This is a genomic window from Companilactobacillus bobalius (genome assembly GCF_002179915.1).
Classification (GTDB): Bacteria; Bacillota; Bacilli; order Lactobacillales; family Lactobacillaceae; genus Companilactobacillus; species Companilactobacillus bobalius.
Map to the genome: position 1 here is coordinate 1 of NZ_MYFM01000013.1, position 21,136 is coordinate 21,136.

A 21,136-nucleotide genomic window follows, 5' to 3' on the forward strand; every position below is an offset into this window, starting at 1 on the left:
ATGCGAATGAGGTTGAAGATGATGAAGGATTGGATTGATCGTGGATTTGGAAATATGAAAGTTGGCAATCTTGTGAGACTACATATTTCTAGTAAGGAACGGCTAGAGTTCTCTTTAGTTCACGGCTGTACAGATAATCTTTATATCAATGATCATTTGCATTATTAGGACAAAATAAAAAAGCCACCCACACAAGAAGTGAGCAGCTGATTGAACTTAGCAAATCAATTATATCACAACGTGGGGGCTGTATTAATGGGATTATTTCCAGAACTAGATGAAGATCAAACAATTAAGAACGTTAAATACTATTTTGAGCATGAGTTTCCCAGATTGAAGGCCCGTTCACATATGAATATCGCGTCGATACAGTCACCCAGTTTTGATACTGTTGGAACGTCAGGAACGACCAGAAACACGCAAGAGGACAAGATTATGGGGCAACTGTGGGCAATAGATTTGGTCAAAGCCACTTATAAAGTAGTTGATCGTATGCCTGATGGACCAGATAACCATTACTTTAAGACGATTATGAAATACTGTTTTTTGTATGGTGAAGGTAATACTTCGGCTTTGGAACAATCGAAATACGAATCATCGAGATATTTTGAATGCAAACGAATGGCTATGCTATATTTTGCTGATGCATTTAGTGACTACTACGACATGGAAGTAAATGTTATGAAGACCGAAAATAGTGGAGTTTGAGTGGATAAACTCCGTAGGACATTCGGAGTACTTCTGAGTAATATTGGTATCGTAGAAAGAATCAGATATGCGGTTACTCTACCGCTTCAAAAGGAGCAAATATAGGAAGGGCCACCTATTTAAATGGCCCACACATTTGGTTTAACTCTCAATGATCAGTGATGATAAAGCTGATCATGCTACGTGGATGTATGGCTACTGTTAAGCAAAATTTCTCCCCTGATCTTCGTTTATCACACAGCAATTGTAGACATTCCTTTAATTTATTTCGAATACTAACTTACTTTTAAGACTTAGCAATCCGGTTCGATTCCGGATATCCACGTTTTTACTAGTTTGATAGCTCAATTGGTTAGAGCAGGCTCCTTATAAGGGCAAGATATAGGTTCAAATCCTAATCAAACTATTAATTTTAGACCAGTCAATTATGGCTGGCCTTTTTATTTTGGAGGAAAAAATATGACATTTAGTGAAGCATTAGGACAATTAAAACAAGGTAAGAGAGTGGCACGTAAAAATTGGAATGGCAAAGATCAATTTGTGTTTCTAGTAAAAGGCGAAGATGTTTATGGAGCATACGCTGCTAGATTTGATGACTATGAGCATGTTGATGGATTTGAAAATAGCATAATCACTCAATTAACTTGTATCAATGCAGATACGGCAAAGATCACTGATTTATTAGCAATTAAAACAACATCTAATCAAATTCAACTAGGCTGGTTAGCCAGTCAAACAGACATGTTATCTGACGATTGGGAGGTGATCGAAAATGAGCAATGTAATTAAATTGCTTATTAATGAAGATACCGTTCAGCAAGCCATTAATCTAATTCGCGGTAGTGATGTTTGTGGAAATAACTATCTCAAAGTAGTTTTAGGGCTTAATGATGATGCTAATGACCAATTGATCAGCGTGCTAGTACATAGAAATATACTTGGCGAGATTGATGAGGACGGCAATAGAAAGGTGTTTAGCCATGAAGATGATTAAGACATCATGCGGATATATGACTCCTGTTGAGGCTAAAATAATCGGCCATATTGATAAAGAAGAACGAAAAAAGAAAAAGCATATTAATAAAAAGAAAATAATTAGAAAGTAGGTGATTACATTGGCTAAGTCAGAAATTGACAAGTGGACAACTCCAGAAGGATTAATTCAATTGGAAGGTTGGGCAAGGGACGGCTTAACTGATGAACAAATTGCCCACAATATTGGTATCTCTACTTCTACTCTTTACAATTGGAAAAACAAGAAGTTGGAGATTGTGGAGTCCCTAAAAAAGGGAAAAACCGTTGTTGATCGTGAAATTGAGAACGCCTTATTCAAGCGTGCCAAGGGTTTTACTGCCACTGAGACTCAATATAAAGTAGTCCCACTTGACGATGAGTTAATTGATGTTAGAAGACGTGACTACGAAAACAAGTGGAAGCTGAAGCATCCTGAAGCATCTAAACAAGAAATTAAAGATGCTGCTATCAAAGGTGTGAAAACTACCAGACGTATCAAACTTGGTTTAGTTGAAAAAGAGATTCCACCTGATACGACTGCTGCTATTTTTTGGTTAAAGAATCGTAAACCTGATGAATGGCGTGATAAACATGAAACTGAGTTATCTGGTGGCTTAAATGTTCATAATCCGTATGCAAATCTTACTGATGCCGAGTTGAAAAAGATTGCTCATGAACAGAAGTGAGCTAATCAGACGTGGTGCAAAGATTGAGTTAGCACGGCGCCATTTCTTTGATTTTTGTCAGTTGAGGATGCCAGGGTTCTACAAATCTAATCGAAAATACCTGATCGATTTGTGTAATGACTTGGAGGATTTTCTAACCAATGATACTCAAATATTAGTAGTCAATGAACCTCCAAGACACGGCAAGTCATTAACGGCTACTAATTTCGTTGAATGGATTCTAGGACGAGATAGTACAGAACGGATCATGACAGGCTCATATAATGAAACGCTATCAACTGTATTTTCTAAGTCTGTACGTAATACTATTCAAGAAGTCAAAGCCGATGAAGATATTCTAGTTTATAACGATATATTTCCAAACACTCATATTAAATATGGGGATGCTGCAATGAATATGTGGAGTCTTGAAGGCAATCCAGTTAATAATTATCTTGCTACATCTCCAAGTGGTACTGCTACCGGATTCGGTGCTGATCTGATTATCATTGATGATGTTATCAAGTCAGCACAAGAAGCTAATAACGCTAATCGATTGAGCGATATCTATCGTTGGTATGTCGATACAATGCTGTCACGTCTTGAAAAGGGTGGCAAAGTATTGATCATCATGACTAGATGGGCTAGTGGTGATCTTGCTGGACGTGTGTTGACTGAGATGCCTAAGGCTGGCTATAAGGTCAAGCATATCAATATGAAGGCTAAGCAGGACGATGGCTCAATGTTATGTGATGATGTTTTGTCACTAGATGAGTATAAACAGAAGATTGCTGTTATGTCTCCTGAGATTGCAGCAGCTAACTATCAGCAAGAACCAATTGACTTAAAAGGTGCTTTATATCAGAAGTTCAATACTTACACGAAACAACCTGAATTTAGTGGCATTTATGCTTATTGTGATACGGCTGATGAGGGTAGTGATTATCTTGTATCAATCGTTTATGGGATGTACAAGCAGGAACCCTATATCTTGGATGTAGTTATGACACAAGAGCCTATGGAAGTTACTGAATCCTTAGTAACTGAAAGTTATTATCGGAACAAAGTTAATCTTGCTAGAATTGAATCTAACAATGGTGGTAAAGGATTTGCCAGACAAGTTGATACCAAGTTAAAGAATGAGTATAAGACTAACCGTACTGTTATCAATTGGTTCCATAATGGTCAAAATAAAGATGCACGTATCCTATCTAACTCAAGTTGGGTAGAAGAACACGTGCATTATCCCGAGGACTGGAAGCTACGTTTCCCAGTCTTTTTTGATGCAATCAAGAAGTATCAACGTGCTGGTAAGAATCTACATGATGATGCATCCGATGCTTTGACTGGTGTTGCTGAATCAGTCATGTCAATGGAAACAGAAACATCTGCACCATCAATCAATGATCAGGCTAGTTATTTAGATAGCTTGGGGCTTTAGAGAAAGGAGAGTGATCCAATGGCAATTGAAGATAATCAAATGGCGTATTATTCAAGCTTGCCTTATCCGAATCAAAGAACAGTTCATATGCTCAGCGGGCGACGTTTCTCACTTGATTCAAACAAGCAATATAAAATGCCAGCCGAGTTGTTTGACGTTATCAAGGACGACCCTGTTAAGTTAGGCGAATTAGCAACTAAATTTATTGAGAAACATCAAGCACTACAAGTACCAAGATTACTGACTCTGTATCGCTATTACATTGGAGACAATGATATCCATTACTGGGATAGTGAGAAAGCAGATAACCGTGCTGATAATCGTATCGCAAGTGGATTTGCTCACTTCATTACGGAAATAAAAACTGGTTATAGATTTGGCAATGATATTAAATTTCAATATAACGATCAAGCTGAAACATCTGAAACTGACGAAGATAATCTCAAAGATTTAATCAATGAGTTCAATTCCAAGAATGATGAATCGTATCACGAAAAAATAATGGGTAAGAACCTGTCTATCATGGGACGTGCTTACGAGTTGGTATATGTCCGTGAAAATACCAACGAAGTTGCATTACGCCCTATTGACCCTGCAAATGCCTTTGTAGTTTATGATTCGTCAATAGAACAGCATTCTTTATTTGGAGTTTATTATTACAATGTAAATTTCAATGAACAAGATTATTGGTACACGGTTATTTATACGGATACTAATATTTTTATTTATAAGCCCACATCAAATTTTGATGGTCAATTAATATTATCTGATAATCAAGAACATAGCTTTGACGCAGTTCCATTAACCGAATATATCAATAACGATGAGCGTATGGGTGACTGGGAATATAAGCTTGATACTATTGATTCAATCGACAAGAGCAAGTCTGAAATGGCAAACTCGCAAGAAGATTTCAGCAATGCTATGTTGATGATCACAGGTGATATAGATGTTCCTAAAACTCCGTGGGTCGGCGCTGATGGGCAACCATTGACCGATAAAGACGGCAATATTATCTACAGGAAGACACCTGAAATCAATACGCGTCAAAGTAAGATTTGGTTGAAACCAGCATTGGTTAAGAATGGTATCAATGATAACAGTCAAATTGTTCAACCAACTGCCTCATATCTAACTAAAGAATTAAACTCAGACGGCTGGAAGCTTTATATCGACGCTCTTAGCATGGAGATCCACAAAGACACAAATACACCCGACACAAGCGACGCTAACTTTGCGTCAAATGCATCGGGTGTTGCTATGTCTTACAAATTATGGGGCAACGATCAGGAACGTTCTAATCAAGAGTCACTATATACACGTGGCCTGATGAGACGTTTACGATTGCTTGGAAATTATTGGCAAGCATTGGGAAGCATTAAGAATGCTGGAATGATTGAGAATATCAATCCTATCTATACTCCTAACATGCCTAAAAATAATACAGAGATTATGCAGACGGTTACTGCTTTGGTTAATACTGGTAAGGTATCAGATCAGACTATTCGTGAGCAAATTGAACCGATTACTGGCGTAAGTAATGATGCCGAACAACAGCGTATTGACGAACAAGATGAAAATGATAATAATAACAATCCGTTTAATAATGTATTTCCTAGAAAGCCTGATGAACCTCAAGATGATAATGGTGATGACACCGACAATTCTAACCATGATGAGGTAACTGATAATGAAACTGACGAAAAGCCAAGCGATTAGTATTGCTCAAAAGATTTACGGGAAACAAGATGAACGTGTTAAAGAAATCGAATCAATGTATCGTGATACTCAATCAAAAGTTATTAGTGATGTTAATGCGTTTATTGGAGCTAATAAATCATGGTCAGCTAAAGCTAATCCTGATGAAATTGCTGACTTCCTTAATAATTTGAAAGATACATTTTATAATGCTAGTTCTGATGATCAGAATCTTATCAAGATGGCATTTGGCGATAATAAATTGAAGTCTAATGGTGACATGTTGATGGCAAAAGTTACTCAAGATATTGTCAGACAGTCGATGGCACAGAAGATTCATTTAGGTGTTGCCACCGAGAATATTCCTAATGTTGTCAATGCACCAACATATGCACAGGCGAAGAACGTGATCAAGAATCATCAGCATATTGCCGAGCAAAGTAAAAACGTTGATGCAATTCTTTATAAGTCTACTAAAAATGCTGTATTAGATAGTCATGTGGATTCTGGAATGTTTTCTTCAGTTAATAAGCAAACTATGCAGACATTAAGAAAGGTTCGTGAAGTGGCTGAAAAGGCTGCTAAGAGTCCTAAGGATTCTCTAAATTGGACTAAAGACATTAAGGACATTTTGACTGGCGGAGATAATTCCTCTAATGGTCAAATGGGACGTGCAGCAGGCATGATCAGAACTGCCACTGCTCAAGCTATGAATAGAACCAGATTACAAGATTTTATATCAACAAATGTTAAAAAATATAAATATATTTCTCTTGAATCACCAACAACATGTGCTGACTGTTCTGATTTGGATGGCAACATTTACAACGTCGATGACGCTGAAGAAGGTGTTAATTTCCCTTTGATGCACCCAAATTGTCAATGCACAGTTATCGAAGTTAATGATGACGATGATTGGGATACAAGTGATCATGATGTTGCGGATGAATTAAATGATTTATAGACGACTTTAATAGTCATCTTTTTATTGCCTTCAAACGTGTGTCAGGCATTAAAGAGCCATGGATATAGTCGACGGACTCTAAATGGAAAAATAGCCGACGGGCTTAAAACGGGAGGATAACTCAATGACTGAAATTATTAATGATCCAAGCAAACAACAAGACCCAAAAAAACCCGCTGATGTAGAAGTGAAGTTTGATGATAAGCAACAAGAAAAGGTCGATCAACTTATCAGCCAAGGTAAGGCAAAGGAAAAGGCGAAAGCCGATGAAATTATCAAGGATTTGCAAGGCCAAGTAGCCAATATTCCTGACATGATTAAAGAAGCTATTTCAAAGCACGATGCTGAAGCCAAGATGACTGATAAAGAAAGAGCCGATGCTGAAACTGCTGACTTGAAGAAGAAACTTGAAGAATTACAAGCAGAAAACGAACATCGTACTTTGATTGAGTCAGCCTATAAGATTGCTGCTGATAAGGAACTACCACAATCATTTGCAAAGTTGTTTGTTGGGTCAAACGATGAAGAAACTCAACAAAACCTTGATAATGTGAAAACAATATTTGATAACGCTGTGCAAGAAGGTGTTGAGAAACGTCTCAAGGGCAAAAGTACACCTCAAACTGCCACGGGTAAAGCGACAGTGACACTTGATAAGGATTTAAAAGATATGAGCCTTGAAGAGCTTACAAAGGTTTATATGGACAATCCTGATCTAATTAAAAAAGAATATTTAAACGAATAGAAAGAAGGAAATTTAAATGCCACAATTTACTGGCTCAACATTTTTAGGACAATTGGTTATTCCTGAATTATGGGCACAATACATTACTAACGACTCTACTAAAACTAATCGTCTTTTAACATCTGGTGCGGTTACCGCCGATGATGTGATGGGCGCACATCTACAAGATCCCGGTCGATTGATGAATATTCCGGTTTTGAACGATTTAAGTGGTGAACCTCAAGACTGGAATGATACTGACGATATTACTGTTGAAGGTATCACTAGTGACGAACATAATGCCGTCAAATTTTACCAAGCCAAAGCATTTGGTGAAACAGACTTTTCTCAACAAGTATCAGGTGCAAATGTCGAAGGACGTGTCACATCTAAATTCTCAAATTACTGGCAACGACAAGATCAACGATTACTTCTTGCAATGCTCAAAAACATGTATCTATTAGATGATTTAAAAGAAAGTAAGTCATTTGGCTTTGATACCGTTCAAGACTTATCAGCCGGCAACTACTTAGCTGCTCTATCTAGAATGGGTGATGTTGCTACTCCAACACTAACAAGATTGGTAGTCAATTCAGCTACTGTATATGCAATGCGTGAACAAAACTTAATTGCCGATATTCAACCATCACAAGGTGGAACCCCATTGACAACCTACAATGGTATTCCGATCGTTGAAGATGACGATATTCCACTAGATGCAGATGGCACAACAATTATGTATGCAATGACGGACGGTGCATTGCGCTATTCAACTGCACCAGCTAGTCAAAATGCGGTTGAAGTAACACGTGACGCACTTGGAAAAGGTGGTCAATCAGCATTGATTAATCGTCGTATTGTTTCAATGCATCCGAATGGTTTAGGATATGATATTACTCAATCATATGTTGGACTAACAGTTACTACATTAGAAAATGCCACCGTGCCTTATTACAAGATAGTGACTGACCCACGTAATATCGGTGTTGTTGCGTACCAGTTCAAGATTGATCCAAAGTATGTCGTAACTAACATCAATACCAAAGCTAAGAAGGCCGCCGCAAGTTCTTCATCAAGTTCCTCATCAAGCAAGTAATGGGGTGATTTCATGAGCGAAACTCAAGATAATACTGTCATCGATGCAGTATTATCTAATATCGAAGTTATCAATGACATACAAACTGATGATCCACGTATACCAAGAATTAAAATCTATATTGAGAATGCAATTGATGAAATTAAGTTGTATCTGGATATTGATGATATTGATTCTAAGCTAACTGTCATAGTTCAAAAGGTTACTCAAAATGCAGTAACTAAAGAGAATTATGAGGGTACTAAGTCAATTACAGAAGAAGGAATGTCATTGACATTCTCTGATACTGATTTGTCACCTTACTTTGATTTACTGAACCAATACAAAGATGGGCTTGAAGAAAATGACCATCGTGGGAGTGTGATGACGTTTGATTAGACCTACTATTTATTTAATTAGAAAAATTGGTAAATCTAATAATGATATACTCAATCACACTAAACTTTTGGTAGCGACTAAATTTTATGGTGCGAGAGTTACAGAATTGAATGGAACACAGGAGCAAATTAATGTCCTTGGTAAGCAATACGATAAGTCATGGGTAATCAGATTGAATTGCCCTGAAACGGCTGACTATGTCGCTTTTGAGGGTGAATACGACGAAAAGCAACAATCTCCTAAGTATATTGTTAAACAAGTTAGACACCATAAGAGCAGAACGACATTATATGTTGTTGGAACGGAAGCGAAGCTATGAGTTGGAATAACGAGCACGTACCGATAGTCAGAATTCAAGCTAAGGATAACTTTAGTGATCCACTAATCGCTATGGCTAGATCACTAAAACAGTCTGGCAACTCCGATTTGGCAGAGCTAATACTTCAAGATAAAGCACGGCTCAAAGTCAATGTGCCTAAAGCCGTTGATAAGATTGCTAATGATGAAGTTGATGGTGCTCAAAAGCTTATCAGAGAACGTGAATATCATTCTAAGAGTGGTTATGTTGGTCACGGTAATCTATGGAAGTCAGTTGCTAAGCACACATCTAAGGATAAGACGTCATCTGATATCTACGCTAATGCTGAATCCAAAGAAGGATATGAATACATCCAAGCGTTTGAAAATGGCCTAAAGGATAGAAATTATCCGGCTCAGCATGTTATGCATGATTCTGGTATGGATCTTGATGTAGACACGTATTCTGATGAGATTATCAAAAATTCAATAAAGTAGGTGATGAGATTGATTTCACCACAAAGAGATATGGTTACATCAGCTATTAAAACTATCAACATCATAGTAGACAACATACCGATTTTTGATTCTAGAGAGAGTGATAGCAACAGTTATCCTCAAATTATTGTTTCAACTGGATCAACAGAAGATAGTCAACGTGCTAAAAATGAACAACGATCGAGTTATACATTGTATGTTGATTATTTTGATGATGTTGACAATGATCATGGCTTGATGATGGATACATGTTACATGATCAGAAATTATTTAATGTATCTAAGATTATCGAATTATAATTGCAAATCGGTTGCACATAACGAAATTGAAGTTATTGATAATTCAACTTCACAATCATTGAGGCATGTAACAATCACAATAGATTACAACATAACAGAAAAATCATTTATTTAGACATTCATTTCAAAAGTAAATGTCTATTTTTTTACCCAAAAATTGGAAAGAAGGAAATAAAATGGCTGACGATACAAAACCAGAAAACAAATTCAAAAAGGCCTTTAAAGGCCGCGATGCAGATAAAATCATCTATCTGTATAAGCGCTTTATGCATGAGCCAGTAGCTAATAAGGCACATATTTTAGGTCAACAAGGTGCTACATCAGGTACTAACACACGAGCAGTTCAATCAACCGCCACTAAGCGTGGAACGGCTAAGGGTGTTGGCGCTATTAATCAGCAAAGAACAGTAGATGTTATTTTTGATGATCCTGCCAACAATGGAAAAGATCTCTATTGGGATCTATATGCAGCATGGGAAAAAGGTGAATTAATCGGCTTATGGCGTGTTGATTTAAATACGCTTCATGGAACAAAACCAAATCGCAAAGTTCAAGCACAATTTTCTCAATCTTATGTTCCTAACTTGCCAAATACTGAAGCACTTGGTGGAATCGTTACATCCAATCTTCAATTTGAAGTAAATGGTGTTGAACGAGCAATTAATTCTGATGAGAACGCTTTTGAATTGGACGAATCTGACTTTGAAGATGGTGTACTTGATGACTTAGATAAGTATTACAACTGGGCACATCCAAGTGACATTGGTACAGAAAATGGGAAAACAGTTGATAATACTGTCGATGATGAAACCATTACAGTTCAAGATACAACAACTGGTGAAGATGTCATGGGCCCTGGAGCTTCTAAACTGGTTAATACATCTAATTCAGGAAGTTCAAATACAAGTTCAGGTACAGGATCATCAGTATCTTCGGATACTAAGCCGACCGTTTAGTATCTAATAAAGTGCATACTCACATGCTTGAGCGGTGGTGGTCGGAATTAAATTATTAGGAGAAATTAAAATGCTAACTTTAGAGACAAAAAAAGGAATAGTCACACCTACTTTTAATTACCTTTTATACAAAAATATTGCTGGTGAAGACAAGGATAAACGTACTGACAAGTTCAATTCATTTTTAGATGGTTTATTTTCTGACAATGTAGATTCAGTGATTACTTTCTTTAAGGCTGTTGCTGGGAATTTGCTTAAAGAAGATGAGTTGGTTGATCAATTAAGTGAAGATGGTCGATTTGACGATATCCACGAAGTTACTAGCGAAATCATTAAGGGACTAATTGACGCAGGTTTTTTAAAAGCGAAAATAAGCGAGTGGATGAGATACGGAGATCGTTTGATCAAAGGTATGAAGAAGAGTTTGGAATTGAAATCGGTAAAAACCGAAGAAAAAGAAATGACTCAAATTCAAATCGATCAACTCGAAGAAAACATGAAGGAAGCAAACAAGAGAATCAAGGAAGCAAGCAAGTAAATCAATTTGATTTGGATGAGCAGATAAGTAGAGCTAGAAGAATTATCGGTATTACAAATATTGATGATTTTTGGAAGTTAACTCCCTTTGAATTTAATGATTTGTGTCGTGGAGCGTTGCTTGCTCAATATGACGATCTTGAGAATGAACGTCTTAAATCCTCAATGGTAAGACCAGTAGGTCTGATTGAAGATATTGAAACACAAAATCGATCAATTGAATCTTCACTTTTCGAGGTTAAAGATTTTGCTAACAATTTCGGCAAGGAGTCGGACGACATTCAAAGAAAACAAATCAGTGCAAAAGCGTTTCATGATCTGGTCATGGAAAGGGGGCGAGAATAGATGTCAGATATCGTAGTAAACAAAGTTATTAATTTTCTTGGTAAAGATCAGTTAACTCCGACTGCTCAGAGAGTTAAACAAGCAATGGACAACATCAAGGATAAGAACGTAAAACTCGATGTTACTGCCGATGAGCAGAAAATCGTTACCTTTGATCAGAAAATTCAAGGATTACCTAAGGATATTCAAACTCAGCTAAAAGCCATTGCCGATCACAGTGGCTTTTCTAGTTTTGAAGGCTATTTGAATACTTTACCTAAAAATATTCAAACAGAGTTAAAAACAAAGTTTGATAAACAAGCACTTGAAGCCGCTAAACGAGATTACGATTCTTTACCTAAAGAGAAGAAAACCAAGCTTGATTTCATAGCAGATCAACGGCACTATAACAGCTTCATGGACATGTTTCATAAGGTGCCAAAAGAAGCACGCACTCAATTAGACTTTGTCGCCAATCAAGGCGACTTTTCAAAAATCAAAAGTGCGATTGATGAAATGTCTAAGCCTGTTACAAAAGATATCAATGTTAATACTTCATCAGTTGATACTGCTACAAAGAAATTTAGTCATCTTAAAGAAATAATAGCTGGTACCTTTGCTGGTCAATTGATTTCTAATGGACTAATGCAGCTAACAAGTGGCTTGAAATCAGCAACTGCAGCCGGTATGGAGTACAACAAGGAACAAGATACGATGAAGACCGTTTGGACTTCACTGACAACGGAAGCACCCAGAGATGGGAAAGTTTTAGTTGATTATATTAATTCTTTGTCACAGCACTCTATTTATGCAGCTGATACGATCAACAAAATGTCTCAGTCGTTCTACCACGTTCATTCAAATGTTGCTGAAACTAAGGACTGGACTAATTCATTTATCGCCTTGGGTTCAACTCTACATATGTCAAATGATGCACTAGCTGAATCAGGTGAGCAATTTGCTAAGATTGTTGCCGGCGGTAAAGCCAGTTCAGAAGATATGGCCGTCATGATTAACCGATTCCCTATGTTTGGTGAAGCCTTGCAAAAAGCTACTGGTAAGTCCATGAAACAGCTATATGCTATGTCAGCGGCTGGTAAACTTAGTGCTACACAATTCACTGAAACTCTTGAATATCTAGGCAAGAAATATTCTGGCGGTACTCAAGAGGCTATGACATCATACATGGGGATGGGAATGTATATCCATTCAAGGTTTAGCAAATTAATGGGTGATGTTATGTCACAAACCTTCAATACTACTAAATCGGCAAGTGGTGCTATTCGTGATCTTTTATCAGATGATGCGATGCAAAAGTATTCAAAAGCTATTGGGTCAGCCACAGCCACTGTTTTAAATGGTATTGGTGACATTATTAAATATGTTGATGGTCATAAAGATACCATTATGAAAATTGGTAAAGATGTCGGTGAGATAGCTTCAATCTTTGGTAAAGCTGTTTGGAATGATATGAAGTCTATCATGACAACCATTGCTAATATGTTTGGGTTAACTGATAAAAATGCCAAGGATTCAGCCGATCCTCTGAAGACATTTGAAAGCCTATTAAGTGCTGCTGCTAAACACAAGAAGTCAATTCAAGCTATTGCTGGAGCACTAGTTGCAATTAAGGGCTTTAAAATGGCTAAGGGTGTCTTTGATCCATTATTAAAGATTGCTGGTATCGGCATTAAAGATGGTGGATTGTTGTCCAAGCTATTTGGAAATGGTAAAGCCGGAAAATCATTTGATGTAAGTAAGTTTATTGGCATTAATGATTTAAAAAAAGCTAATGGATTCGGAGAGAAGTTTAAAGCCTTAGGAAATAGTGCTGGTATGAAATTTGCCGGTGGTATTACTGCTGTAGTTGGAGCAGTTGATTTATATAAAGGAATTAAATCTAAAAATCAAGATCAAAAGTTTAGTGGAATTGGTTCTGGTATTGGTACCGCCATTGGAGGTGGAATCGGAGCGTATTTTGGGCAACCAGCTTTAGGTGCCATGATAGGACAGGCGTTGGGTAAATTAGGTGGTCTAGGAGCTAGTAACTTCTTAACAGGTTATAATGACTATTCATCTAAACATAAGCCTAAAAACATAGTACAAAAAGTTGGCTATAATTTTGCTCAAGCAAAAGAACAATGGTCTAAAAATATGACCAGTTTAAAAAAATACCATCCTGTTTTACATTTTTTAATTAAAATTCCAATTAGTGCCTTCAAAAATAAATTAGGAATAATAGCATCTGTTGGTAGAGCAGCAATAAACGGATTAGCGGATTTATGGGATATTGGGAAAGATTCTTTTATGGGACGTTTTGACAAAATAATTCCAGACGTTAAGAAAAACTTTAGTAATATGATTAAAGGAATCCAAACGGATTGGAAAAATATATGGAATCCTAAAAATATCAAAAAACCTCAAGCTACACATAAGTCGTCAAAAAGTCAAACACATAAAACCAGCATAACCTCAACTGAAATTAAAAAAGTAGCTTCTCAAAAATCAATCAGTAAAAAAGATATTGAAAATGTGAAAATGATGGCTGGTGCTGTAAAGAAATATCAAGCGGCACTAAATTCATTAAAGAGTTCTCTTAAAAGCTCTGGAATAGCCAAGGATTTAGACAAGCTAGAAACCAGTTTTAGTGGTACATACAAATCTTTAAATAAGATGACCAAGCCTTTTGGCAAAGTAGCGAAAAGTTTCAATAGTCTCTCAAAATTCAAAATTGGTAAAAATGATCCGTTCAAAACTATAAAAAATGATTTAAATAATTTTGAAAAGTACCTTAAGAAGAGTAAATTATCTAAATATATAAATGATTTAGATAAGAATATTAAGAAGTCGAAGTTATCTAAAGATTTTGACAAACTAACAAAATCCCTTTCTAAAGATACTAAAAAGTGGGACAGATTCTCTAAGCCTATTCAAAAAGTGTCCAAATCCTTTAGTTCTCTAAATTCATTTGGAAAAATGATGAAAAAAGATCCGTTTAAAGATTTTAGCAAAGATTTAAAGAACCTAAATTCTGTTTTAAAGAACAGTAAAATCGATAAATATTTAGAAAATCTCAAAAAAGAATTATCTAAGGGAAAACTTGCTGACTTATTTAGTAAGCTTGATAAATCTATTCAGGCGAATGTTAAATCATGGACTAAGTTCACTTCACCTATCAAACAAGTAACCAAGGCATTTAGCGAATTAAACAAATTTATTAAATCCTATGATAAAAGCGATCCCTTTGAACGTTTGGGTAAAAGCTTCGATAATTTGTCGAAAACATTATCTAAAAATAATCTAGGAGTTTTGTTACAGAATCAGATTAAACAAGCTAATAAAGCTACTAGTTCAATAACATTTGATAAATCATTTAAAAATGCGGTTGATAACATAATGTCCGTATTATCAACTTTCGATACTTCTTTCAAGGAAGGATGGAAAAATGCTTGGAAGGATGCTAAGTCTGATCAAAGTGATGCCCTAAAGGGAATTCAGAAAAATTTTCAATCGAAGACATCTTCAATTATTAAAGATGAAAATAGTTTCTCATCCGAATTTTTAAAAGATTGGAAGTCATGGCTTTCATCTGTTAAAAGCAAATTTAAGACTTCATTTAATTCTTTACCGGGACTAGCTAGTACCGCATTAGGAAAAGTTATAACTAACGTTAACAAAGGTATTGGTGGAATCAATTCAGTTATCACTGAATTTGGTGGCAAGTCACTTAGTTTAGCTAAGTATGCTACAGGTACTTCTGGTACTCCAAAAGGAAATTTGGCAGTGGTTGGTGAGCAAGGATACGAACTGGCTTATGACAAGAAAAATGGTATTTATCCCGTCGGATTAAAGGGTGAAGAAGTTCGCTACTTGGGTTCTGATACAGCAGTTCTTCCACATAATTTATCAGAGCAATTTATGGGAATGGTTGCTAGTCTACCGCACCATGCTTCAGGTAAGGGCGATGTAAATAAAGCCTCTGAAGATATGACAGATTATTTGTTTGAGCATTTGGACGAATTAAAAAAAGACCCAGTTCCATTTTTAAAGAAGCCTTACTTTGAAAAGGCTAGCTTTAGTGGAAATGAGTTTATTAGTCGTTTTGGAAATGCTATTTCAAATGGTTTCTTAAAGGCTATTGCAAAGCCATTTAAAAAGACTTTAGCAGATTTAGACTTTAGTGGTGCTGGTGGTGCTAGACCCGCTTCTGCATACGGTCCAATGATTAAGGCTGCCGCCGCTTACATGCACCAGAAGATAACTGATTTTAATGTAGATATGATTGAACGTATTATCGGCAATGAATCTGGCGGTAATCCACACGCTATTAATTTGACTGATAATAATGCTAAAGCCGGTACACCATCAAAAGGAATTTTGCAGTATATTGACCCAACATTTAATAATTACGCTATGCCTGGACACAAGAATATTTGGAATCCGTTAGATCAACTAATTGCACTGTTTAATGATGCTACATGGCGTTCTGATATGGGTATGGGCTATAACGGTAAGTATGGCGAATGGCGCGGTCAAGCTAGTGGTCCTTCTGGTCCAAGATTAATGGCTAACGGTGGACATGTCTTTGGCGCTACTAATGCCATTATCGGTGAAGCTGGTGACGAATTTGCAATTAATCCTGCTAAGCCATCAGCTATCCCATTAATAGGAGATTTAATGGGGAGAATGGCAGATTATCACCCAGAATTTAGAGCCTCAAATTTAACAAGCAATATCAGCGCTGACCTTGGTCAAAAACTGGATATTGTCATTAATCTACTAGGTTCTATTGAAGGTAAGAACTTTGCTCCTGAAATTAACATCGCTAGAACAAGTAGCAATATGAACAGACAAAACGCCAGAGAAACGGCTGTATATAGTTATCAACAAGGAGGTAGACAATAGTTGACTAATAAAGTATTTAAAGATGAGACACTTCAAAATCCCAAGCCTCATGCTTATGGTTTTTCAAACGGCCATGACAATCCTTCAAGATTGCCGCTTGATCCTTTTGAGTTGGCCATTAGTAATGATGGAATTGATTGGACATCTTACTACGATGATGAGGATTTATTTGGTGCTCACTTATATGACTGGGACCCAGCAATAGCTAATCCTGTTGAAAATTGGCAAAAGATGAACACTAGAGACGGTCAGCGTCTCACATCATCTAGCTTTGATAGTCGAGATATTTCAACTACTTGGGAAGTTAAGGGGGATAGTAGAGCTGAGTTTTCTATGATACTTGCTGAATTACAAAATTTCTTTTTGTCTCGTGGCGGGTTTTGGATTGTATTTGGTAATGAACCCACATTTAAATATCGAGTAAAGTTGAAGCCAATGGCGCCAACGTATTTCAATGAGAGACAGGGTACATTTGTTCTAACTTTTAACAATTACACGGGAGTACGGGAGTCAGTGGCAACTTCTTTAGAAGTATTTGATAAAAATAAAAACTTCTTTTCTTACGGCATGGGAATACCCAATAGGGATATATCCTTTGAGTCCAAAGAAAAGAAGTTTTCTATTTATAATCCAAGCTCAATGGCTATTGATCCATTGGGGCAAAGCCATTATCTAAAAATTCATATTAGGGGAAGTGGTTCGCCAACCCTGACCAATAAAAGTACCGGCGAAACATTCACTTATAACCGTGTTTTAGGTTTAAGCGATGAATTGATTTTAGACGGTGTTGACCCGTATCTAAACGGTCAACCGGACGGAATCAATAGTAATCATGGAACAATTTCACTAGTAAAAGGTGATAACGAGTTTGAAATTTCTGGCCTGTCAAACTCAGATGTCGCCTTTGAATTCTACTTCATCTATTTCTAATGCTAGCCTTTAACGGACATAAAATTTACATTCGATCATTCAACGGCCAGAAAGAAGAATGGTTGACAAGTCTTAACGAGGATACATTTCAAATAGATTATCAGATTAGTTCAACGTTTCAGTTATCTTTTACAGCGTTTTTAACTAAAGATAATGGCGTTTCATTCGACCTGCTGAAGAACGATGCTTATATCATTTTTGACGGTCAAAAGTATCAAATCAAGCAGTGTGTGTCTAAATACGTTGATGATTTTGTTACTAAAGATGTCACGGCAACACATGAAATATTTGGTATTCAAAATTTTAGGCAGTTCAAAGTTAACAAGGGAAGCCAAAGCTATTCCATTGATTCAATGATGAAATTTATCTTTGATAGTCAGTACAATTCAGGCTATTCATACCAAATTAATGGAAGCTTTCCCACTATTGATATTACGGATTGGGGTAACTGTTCTGGTTTGGACGCAATTCAAAAAGCCGTTGATTCATATGGAGCACGTTGGCTTCCAAATGGAAAAACGGTTTTAATCTATGATCAAAATTCGTATAAGATTGCTACCAACCGACAATTCATCTGGTCTCATAACACCAACGATATTGAGTTATCGGTAGATTCAACTTCAATAGTCAATGGAGCTATGCTGTATGGTGCCACAGTTGATGATTCCCACAGTTCAACAGCTGATGGAACCTCAACAAGCGATTCTATTGGCTCATCTAGCACATCGGCAGCAACTTCTACTGGCAATGCTCGGGGAACTATTTCAACTATGGAAGATGGTGGAGCACCCGTTTATAGCTCACCGGTAGGAAATAACTTTACCGGTCAAAAACTACCAAATGGTAGTAAATGGGCTATTGATAAGCAAGTATCAATTAACGGTGTTGTCTGGTATCGTGTTGCCACAAACGAATGGGTAAGTGAGAAATATTTCTCATTTGATAAATCTGGAGATGTCAAGCCAGAACAACAAGTTATCGAGCAAGTCTGGGGTCAAGGTACTATTAAGGCTGCTGACATAACCACTGGTACTGGTGACAAGGAAACTACTATCACGCCAGCTTTTGCTAAAATTTATGATTCTCCATATTCTGGTCAACATGAAATTTCTGGTCGCACACTACCTAACGGCAGTCAATGGAAGATCGATGGAACCGTATCAGATGGTTATGGCGGAAAAACTTGGTATCGTGTAGCAACTAACGAATGGGTTTGTGCTGATGATATCAACTTTGACGGTGATACAGATGTTGAGCCTAAATCAACCGAAGCAGCTACCGATGATACAGCAAAGGCAGATACGGACGAAGTAAAATACTATTTTAATCCGTTCTTTTACTACAGCTTAGCTTCACGTTCTAAGCACGGTTTAATCATCGGCGAAGATATTACTAATGACCAAATTAAAGATCCAGAACAGATGAAGAAGTATGCTGATTCAGTAATGCAAACCGAACCAGTAGTTGAATTGACTGTTAACTTGTCAGCTCAAGATGACAGTTTGAATATTGGCGATACGCTGTTTTTGAATGCTGAACCTCTCGGAATTAAAACAATGATCACACTAAATGGAATCAGTGGTAATCCGTTGACAAACAACAGCCCTATGACCGTCACACTTGATAATTCAAAACTATCCAAACGTGATATTAATTATGAAATGTCTGATAAGATTCGTCTTGCAAATCGAAACAATGTCCTACTTAATAAAGCTTTTAAAAAGCAAGAAGCCAAACTTAGTGAAGCAACTAAGTCTATAAAGAGTATGAATGACAAAATAAATAAAATTAAATTAAATAAGGAGGGAAGCTAATGGAACCAATGCAAATTGTAAATTACAGTCGATTGAATCGAATGCACATCAACAAAACGGCCGACACGGGCACAAAGATTTTCGACGATTCTGGTGGCTATGTTTTAAAAATTCTTGGAAAAGATGATGATGGTAATGTCATCGCTCAAAAATATAAGCTGCTAGATATTACTAAAGATACGCAACTATCCATTCCAGAAATTGCTTCATTGGAAGGAATTGATGGAAACGAGCTACATTTGGATAGGCTAACTCAAGAACAAATCGGCCCTTCGATGTTCCACTCAACTACTTATAATATCGAAGAAGTCGAAAATGCAATCAATACTGTATTGAAGAACCAAGCAGTTGAGGATTCAAATATCCAGCTGCTGGTTAATTTTTTCCAACAATTTACTCCGGATAAACTAAGCCAAATAAGCAATGAATTGTCTGAATCAATTTCCGAATCTTATGCCAAAAAATCGGAAGTCGATCAAAAACTCGGGGAATTAGAAACGAGAATGAAAAATATCGAAGGAAGATTTCCTAGTAATCCAAATCCAAATGGATATCGTCCACCAAATTACACTGGTGATTATGGTATTAGCGATGCTTACAGCTGGAAGAGTAAGTTACACCAAATGGATGATGAAATGGAGGATAAATAATGGAAGATAACATTTTCCCTGGATCATATGAAAATTATGATTATGATTCTGTTGATAGTGCTTTACCGACGACTCAAGCACTATTTTTTTGTACCAATTTAGCTGAGGCCTCATATCTGCCAACACAATACACTACTGATGAAAGTAACCATATTACGCCTGAAGGTTGGTCTCAACTACTATTTTTGGGACACAAATTTCAACCTGCTTACATGGTGCAAGGATTGGCAGGAAACTACCAATTTGAACTTAATTTCCTAACTCCTAATGCAGATATAGAAGATTTAAGCGGATATGTTGGTGATGGTAATGCGCTAAGAGATAAGCTAATCACTTTTGAAGGAACAGATGCAAGTGGTGCCTATATTCGTTCTGATGTTGGTTTTGAAACTTCTCAAGCTTCAGAAGGAATTATCACTTGGCAACCTGAATCAATTATTGCTCAAGCAAAAGGACACTTTAAGTCAGCTCATTTCATTATTGAAAGTGTGGATCGTGATAGAGCGATTACTACGTTAGATTTTGACTTGCAAATAATTGGAAATCAAAATGCTATGCCACACCGTTTTTCCGTCTATATTTCAGAATTTCAACGTGCTTTGCTGATGATTCATGATTTGATTGAGACTGGTAGAAAACAGCTTGCTTATTACGTCGCTTTATATGTAGCTATTGTAAAAAAGAAAATTGACGATATACAAAGCCAAATGGCCGATTTAAAGGCTCAAAATCAAACTAATGTTCAAGCCCTATCTGATTTGCAAAATCAAATCAAAGCCAGCAATCTTGTGACTGCAAGCAATGCTCAAAATTTAATTTCGCAAATGATTACAAGTGGCCAAGTTGATGTTAGCCAAACTATGAATACGTCAATCAGAAGCAAACTACAAAATATGAATAGTGAAATGGGGTCTTAATAATGGAAAACCAAGATATAGATTTGCTCGGTCAAACGGTTGGAAATATGCCTTATAAAATCGGAATCGTTGATCAAAACGGTAATTTAAAAAATCAATTTGTGGCAAATGCTTCTACCAATCGGATTGATATTCCAGAAATATTTCTAAGCGGCGGCGGTTCAACAGGTGGAAGTACAGGCGGTAACGCTGGTGGAACTACTACTGGAGGAACTACTGGTGGTGGAACTTCTTCAAGCCAAGTATCACAATTGCCATCCACTTTAAATCTGTTTAGTGGTTCAGCAGTTGGAAGTATTTTGCTATCGGGTCCGTCAACAA

22 protein-coding genes and 1 tRNA gene are annotated in these 21,136 nt (G+C 36.8%); all 23 read left to right on the forward strand.

What is annotated here, in order from left to right:
- Window positions 1–255: 255 nt before the first annotated feature.
- Window positions 256–708: an ArpU family phage packaging/lysis transcriptional regulator gene (locus LKACC16343_RS13675; protein ID WP_056950529.1), complete on the forward strand. Its 453-nt coding sequence runs from the start codon at window positions 256–258 to the stop codon at window positions 706–708.
- A gap of 333 nt (window positions 709–1,041) precedes the next feature.
- A tRNA-Ile gene (locus tag LKACC16343_RS13680) sits at window positions 1,042–1,114 on the forward strand.
- A gap of 53 nt (window positions 1,115–1,167) precedes the next feature.
- A complete protein-coding gene (locus LKACC16343_RS13685; protein WP_056950532.1) occupies window positions 1,168–1,497 on the forward strand; it encodes a DUF2829 domain-containing protein in 330 nt (109 codons plus the stop codon).
- Window positions 1,481–1,702 carry a hypothetical protein gene (locus LKACC16343_RS13690; protein ID WP_056950534.1) on the forward strand — a complete coding sequence of 74 codons (222 nt, stop codon included), beginning with the start codon at window positions 1,481–1,483 and terminating at the stop codon, window positions 1,700–1,702. The genes LKACC16343_RS13685 and LKACC16343_RS13690 overlap by 17 nt, the downstream gene beginning before the upstream one ends.
- A 121-nt stretch (window positions 1,703–1,823) precedes the next feature.
- The gene (locus LKACC16343_RS13695; RefSeq protein WP_056950537.1) at window positions 1,824–2,408 is read left to right on the forward strand and encodes a hypothetical protein; all 585 of its coding nucleotides are present in this window, start codon (window positions 1,824–1,826) and stop codon (window positions 2,406–2,408) included.
- Entirely contained in the window at window positions 2,395–3,828 is a 1,434-nt protein-coding gene (gene terL, locus LKACC16343_RS13700; RefSeq protein WP_056950540.1) for a phage terminase large subunit, read from the forward strand. Before LKACC16343_RS13695 ends, terL begins: the two co-directional genes overlap by 14 nt.
- Window positions 3,829–3,846: 18 nt before the next feature.
- Window positions 3,847–5,547 (forward strand): phage portal protein, encoded by a 1,701-nt coding sequence (locus LKACC16343_RS13705; protein ID WP_056950542.1) that lies wholly within the window; start codon window positions 3,847–3,849, stop codon window positions 5,545–5,547.
- Window positions 5,519–6,490, forward strand: a complete 972-nt coding sequence (locus tag LKACC16343_RS13710) for a minor capsid protein (RefSeq protein ID WP_056950547.1) — start codon at window positions 5,519–5,521, stop codon at window positions 6,488–6,490. Before LKACC16343_RS13705 ends, LKACC16343_RS13710 begins: the two co-directional genes overlap by 29 nt.
- A gap of 124 nt (window positions 6,491–6,614) precedes the next feature.
- Window positions 6,615–7,235: a DUF4355 domain-containing protein gene (locus LKACC16343_RS13715; RefSeq protein WP_056950550.1), complete on the forward strand. Its 621-nt coding sequence runs from the start codon at window positions 6,615–6,617 to the stop codon at window positions 7,233–7,235.
- A gap of 16 nt (window positions 7,236–7,251) precedes the next feature.
- Window positions 7,252–8,310, forward strand: a complete 1,059-nt coding sequence (locus LKACC16343_RS13720; RefSeq protein ID WP_082604465.1) for a hypothetical protein — start codon at window positions 7,252–7,254, stop codon at window positions 8,308–8,310.
- A 12-nt stretch (window positions 8,311–8,322) separates the two neighbouring features.
- Window positions 8,323–8,688, forward strand: coding sequence for a phage head-tail connector protein (locus tag LKACC16343_RS13725; RefSeq protein WP_056950553.1), 366 nt, complete (start codon window positions 8,323–8,325; stop codon window positions 8,686–8,688).
- Window positions 8,681–9,007: a hypothetical protein gene (locus LKACC16343_RS13730; RefSeq protein ID WP_056950556.1), complete on the forward strand. Its 327-nt coding sequence runs from the start codon at window positions 8,681–8,683 to the stop codon at window positions 9,005–9,007. The genes LKACC16343_RS13725 and LKACC16343_RS13730 overlap by 8 nt, the downstream gene beginning before the upstream one ends.
- Window positions 9,004–9,483 carry a hypothetical protein gene (locus LKACC16343_RS13735; protein WP_056950559.1) on the forward strand — a complete coding sequence of 160 codons (480 nt, stop codon included), beginning with the start codon at window positions 9,004–9,006 and terminating at the stop codon, window positions 9,481–9,483. The genes LKACC16343_RS13730 and LKACC16343_RS13735 overlap by 4 nt, the downstream gene beginning before the upstream one ends.
- Before the next feature lie 9 nt (window positions 9,484–9,492).
- Window positions 9,493–9,897, forward strand: coding sequence for a hypothetical protein (locus tag LKACC16343_RS13740; protein WP_056950562.1), 405 nt, complete (start codon window positions 9,493–9,495; stop codon window positions 9,895–9,897).
- Between the two features lie 61 nt (window positions 9,898–9,958).
- Window positions 9,959–10,738, forward strand: a complete 780-nt coding sequence (locus LKACC16343_RS13745) for a hypothetical protein (RefSeq protein ID WP_056950565.1) — start codon at window positions 9,959–9,961, stop codon at window positions 10,736–10,738.
- 70 nt (window positions 10,739–10,808) lie between these two features.
- Window positions 10,809–11,276, forward strand: coding sequence for a hypothetical protein (locus LKACC16343_RS13750; protein WP_056950572.1), 468 nt, complete (start codon window positions 10,809–10,811; stop codon window positions 11,274–11,276).
- A gap of 11 nt (window positions 11,277–11,287) precedes the next feature.
- On the forward strand, window positions 11,288–11,620 hold the full coding sequence (locus LKACC16343_RS13755) for a hypothetical protein (protein WP_056950574.1): 333 nt from the start codon (window positions 11,288–11,290) through the stop codon (window positions 11,618–11,620).
- Window positions 11,621–16,504: a tape measure protein gene (locus LKACC16343_RS13760; protein WP_056950577.1), complete on the forward strand. Its 4,884-nt coding sequence runs from the start codon at window positions 11,621–11,623 to the stop codon at window positions 16,502–16,504.
- Window positions 16,505–17,434: a phage tail domain-containing protein gene (locus tag LKACC16343_RS13765; protein ID WP_056950579.1), complete on the forward strand. Its 930-nt coding sequence runs from the start codon at window positions 16,505–16,507 to the stop codon at window positions 17,432–17,434.
- Window positions 17,434–19,248: a prophage endopeptidase tail family protein gene (locus LKACC16343_RS13770; RefSeq protein WP_056950582.1), complete on the forward strand. Its 1,815-nt coding sequence runs from the start codon at window positions 17,434–17,436 to the stop codon at window positions 19,246–19,248. Before LKACC16343_RS13765 ends, LKACC16343_RS13770 begins: the two co-directional genes overlap by 1 nt.
- Window positions 19,248–19,898, forward strand: a complete 651-nt coding sequence (locus tag LKACC16343_RS13775) for a hypothetical protein (protein WP_056950585.1) — start codon at window positions 19,248–19,250, stop codon at window positions 19,896–19,898. Before LKACC16343_RS13770 ends, LKACC16343_RS13775 begins: the two co-directional genes overlap by 1 nt.
- On the forward strand, window positions 19,898–20,815 hold the full coding sequence (locus LKACC16343_RS13780) for a hypothetical protein (protein WP_056950588.1): 918 nt from the start codon (window positions 19,898–19,900) through the stop codon (window positions 20,813–20,815). Before LKACC16343_RS13775 ends, LKACC16343_RS13780 begins: the two co-directional genes overlap by 1 nt.
- 2 nt (window positions 20,816–20,817) lie before the next feature.
- Window positions 20,818–21,136, forward strand: a 319-nt coding sequence (locus tag LKACC16343_RS13785) for a hypothetical protein (RefSeq protein WP_179207695.1), incomplete at its 3' end; no start/stop codon positions are given.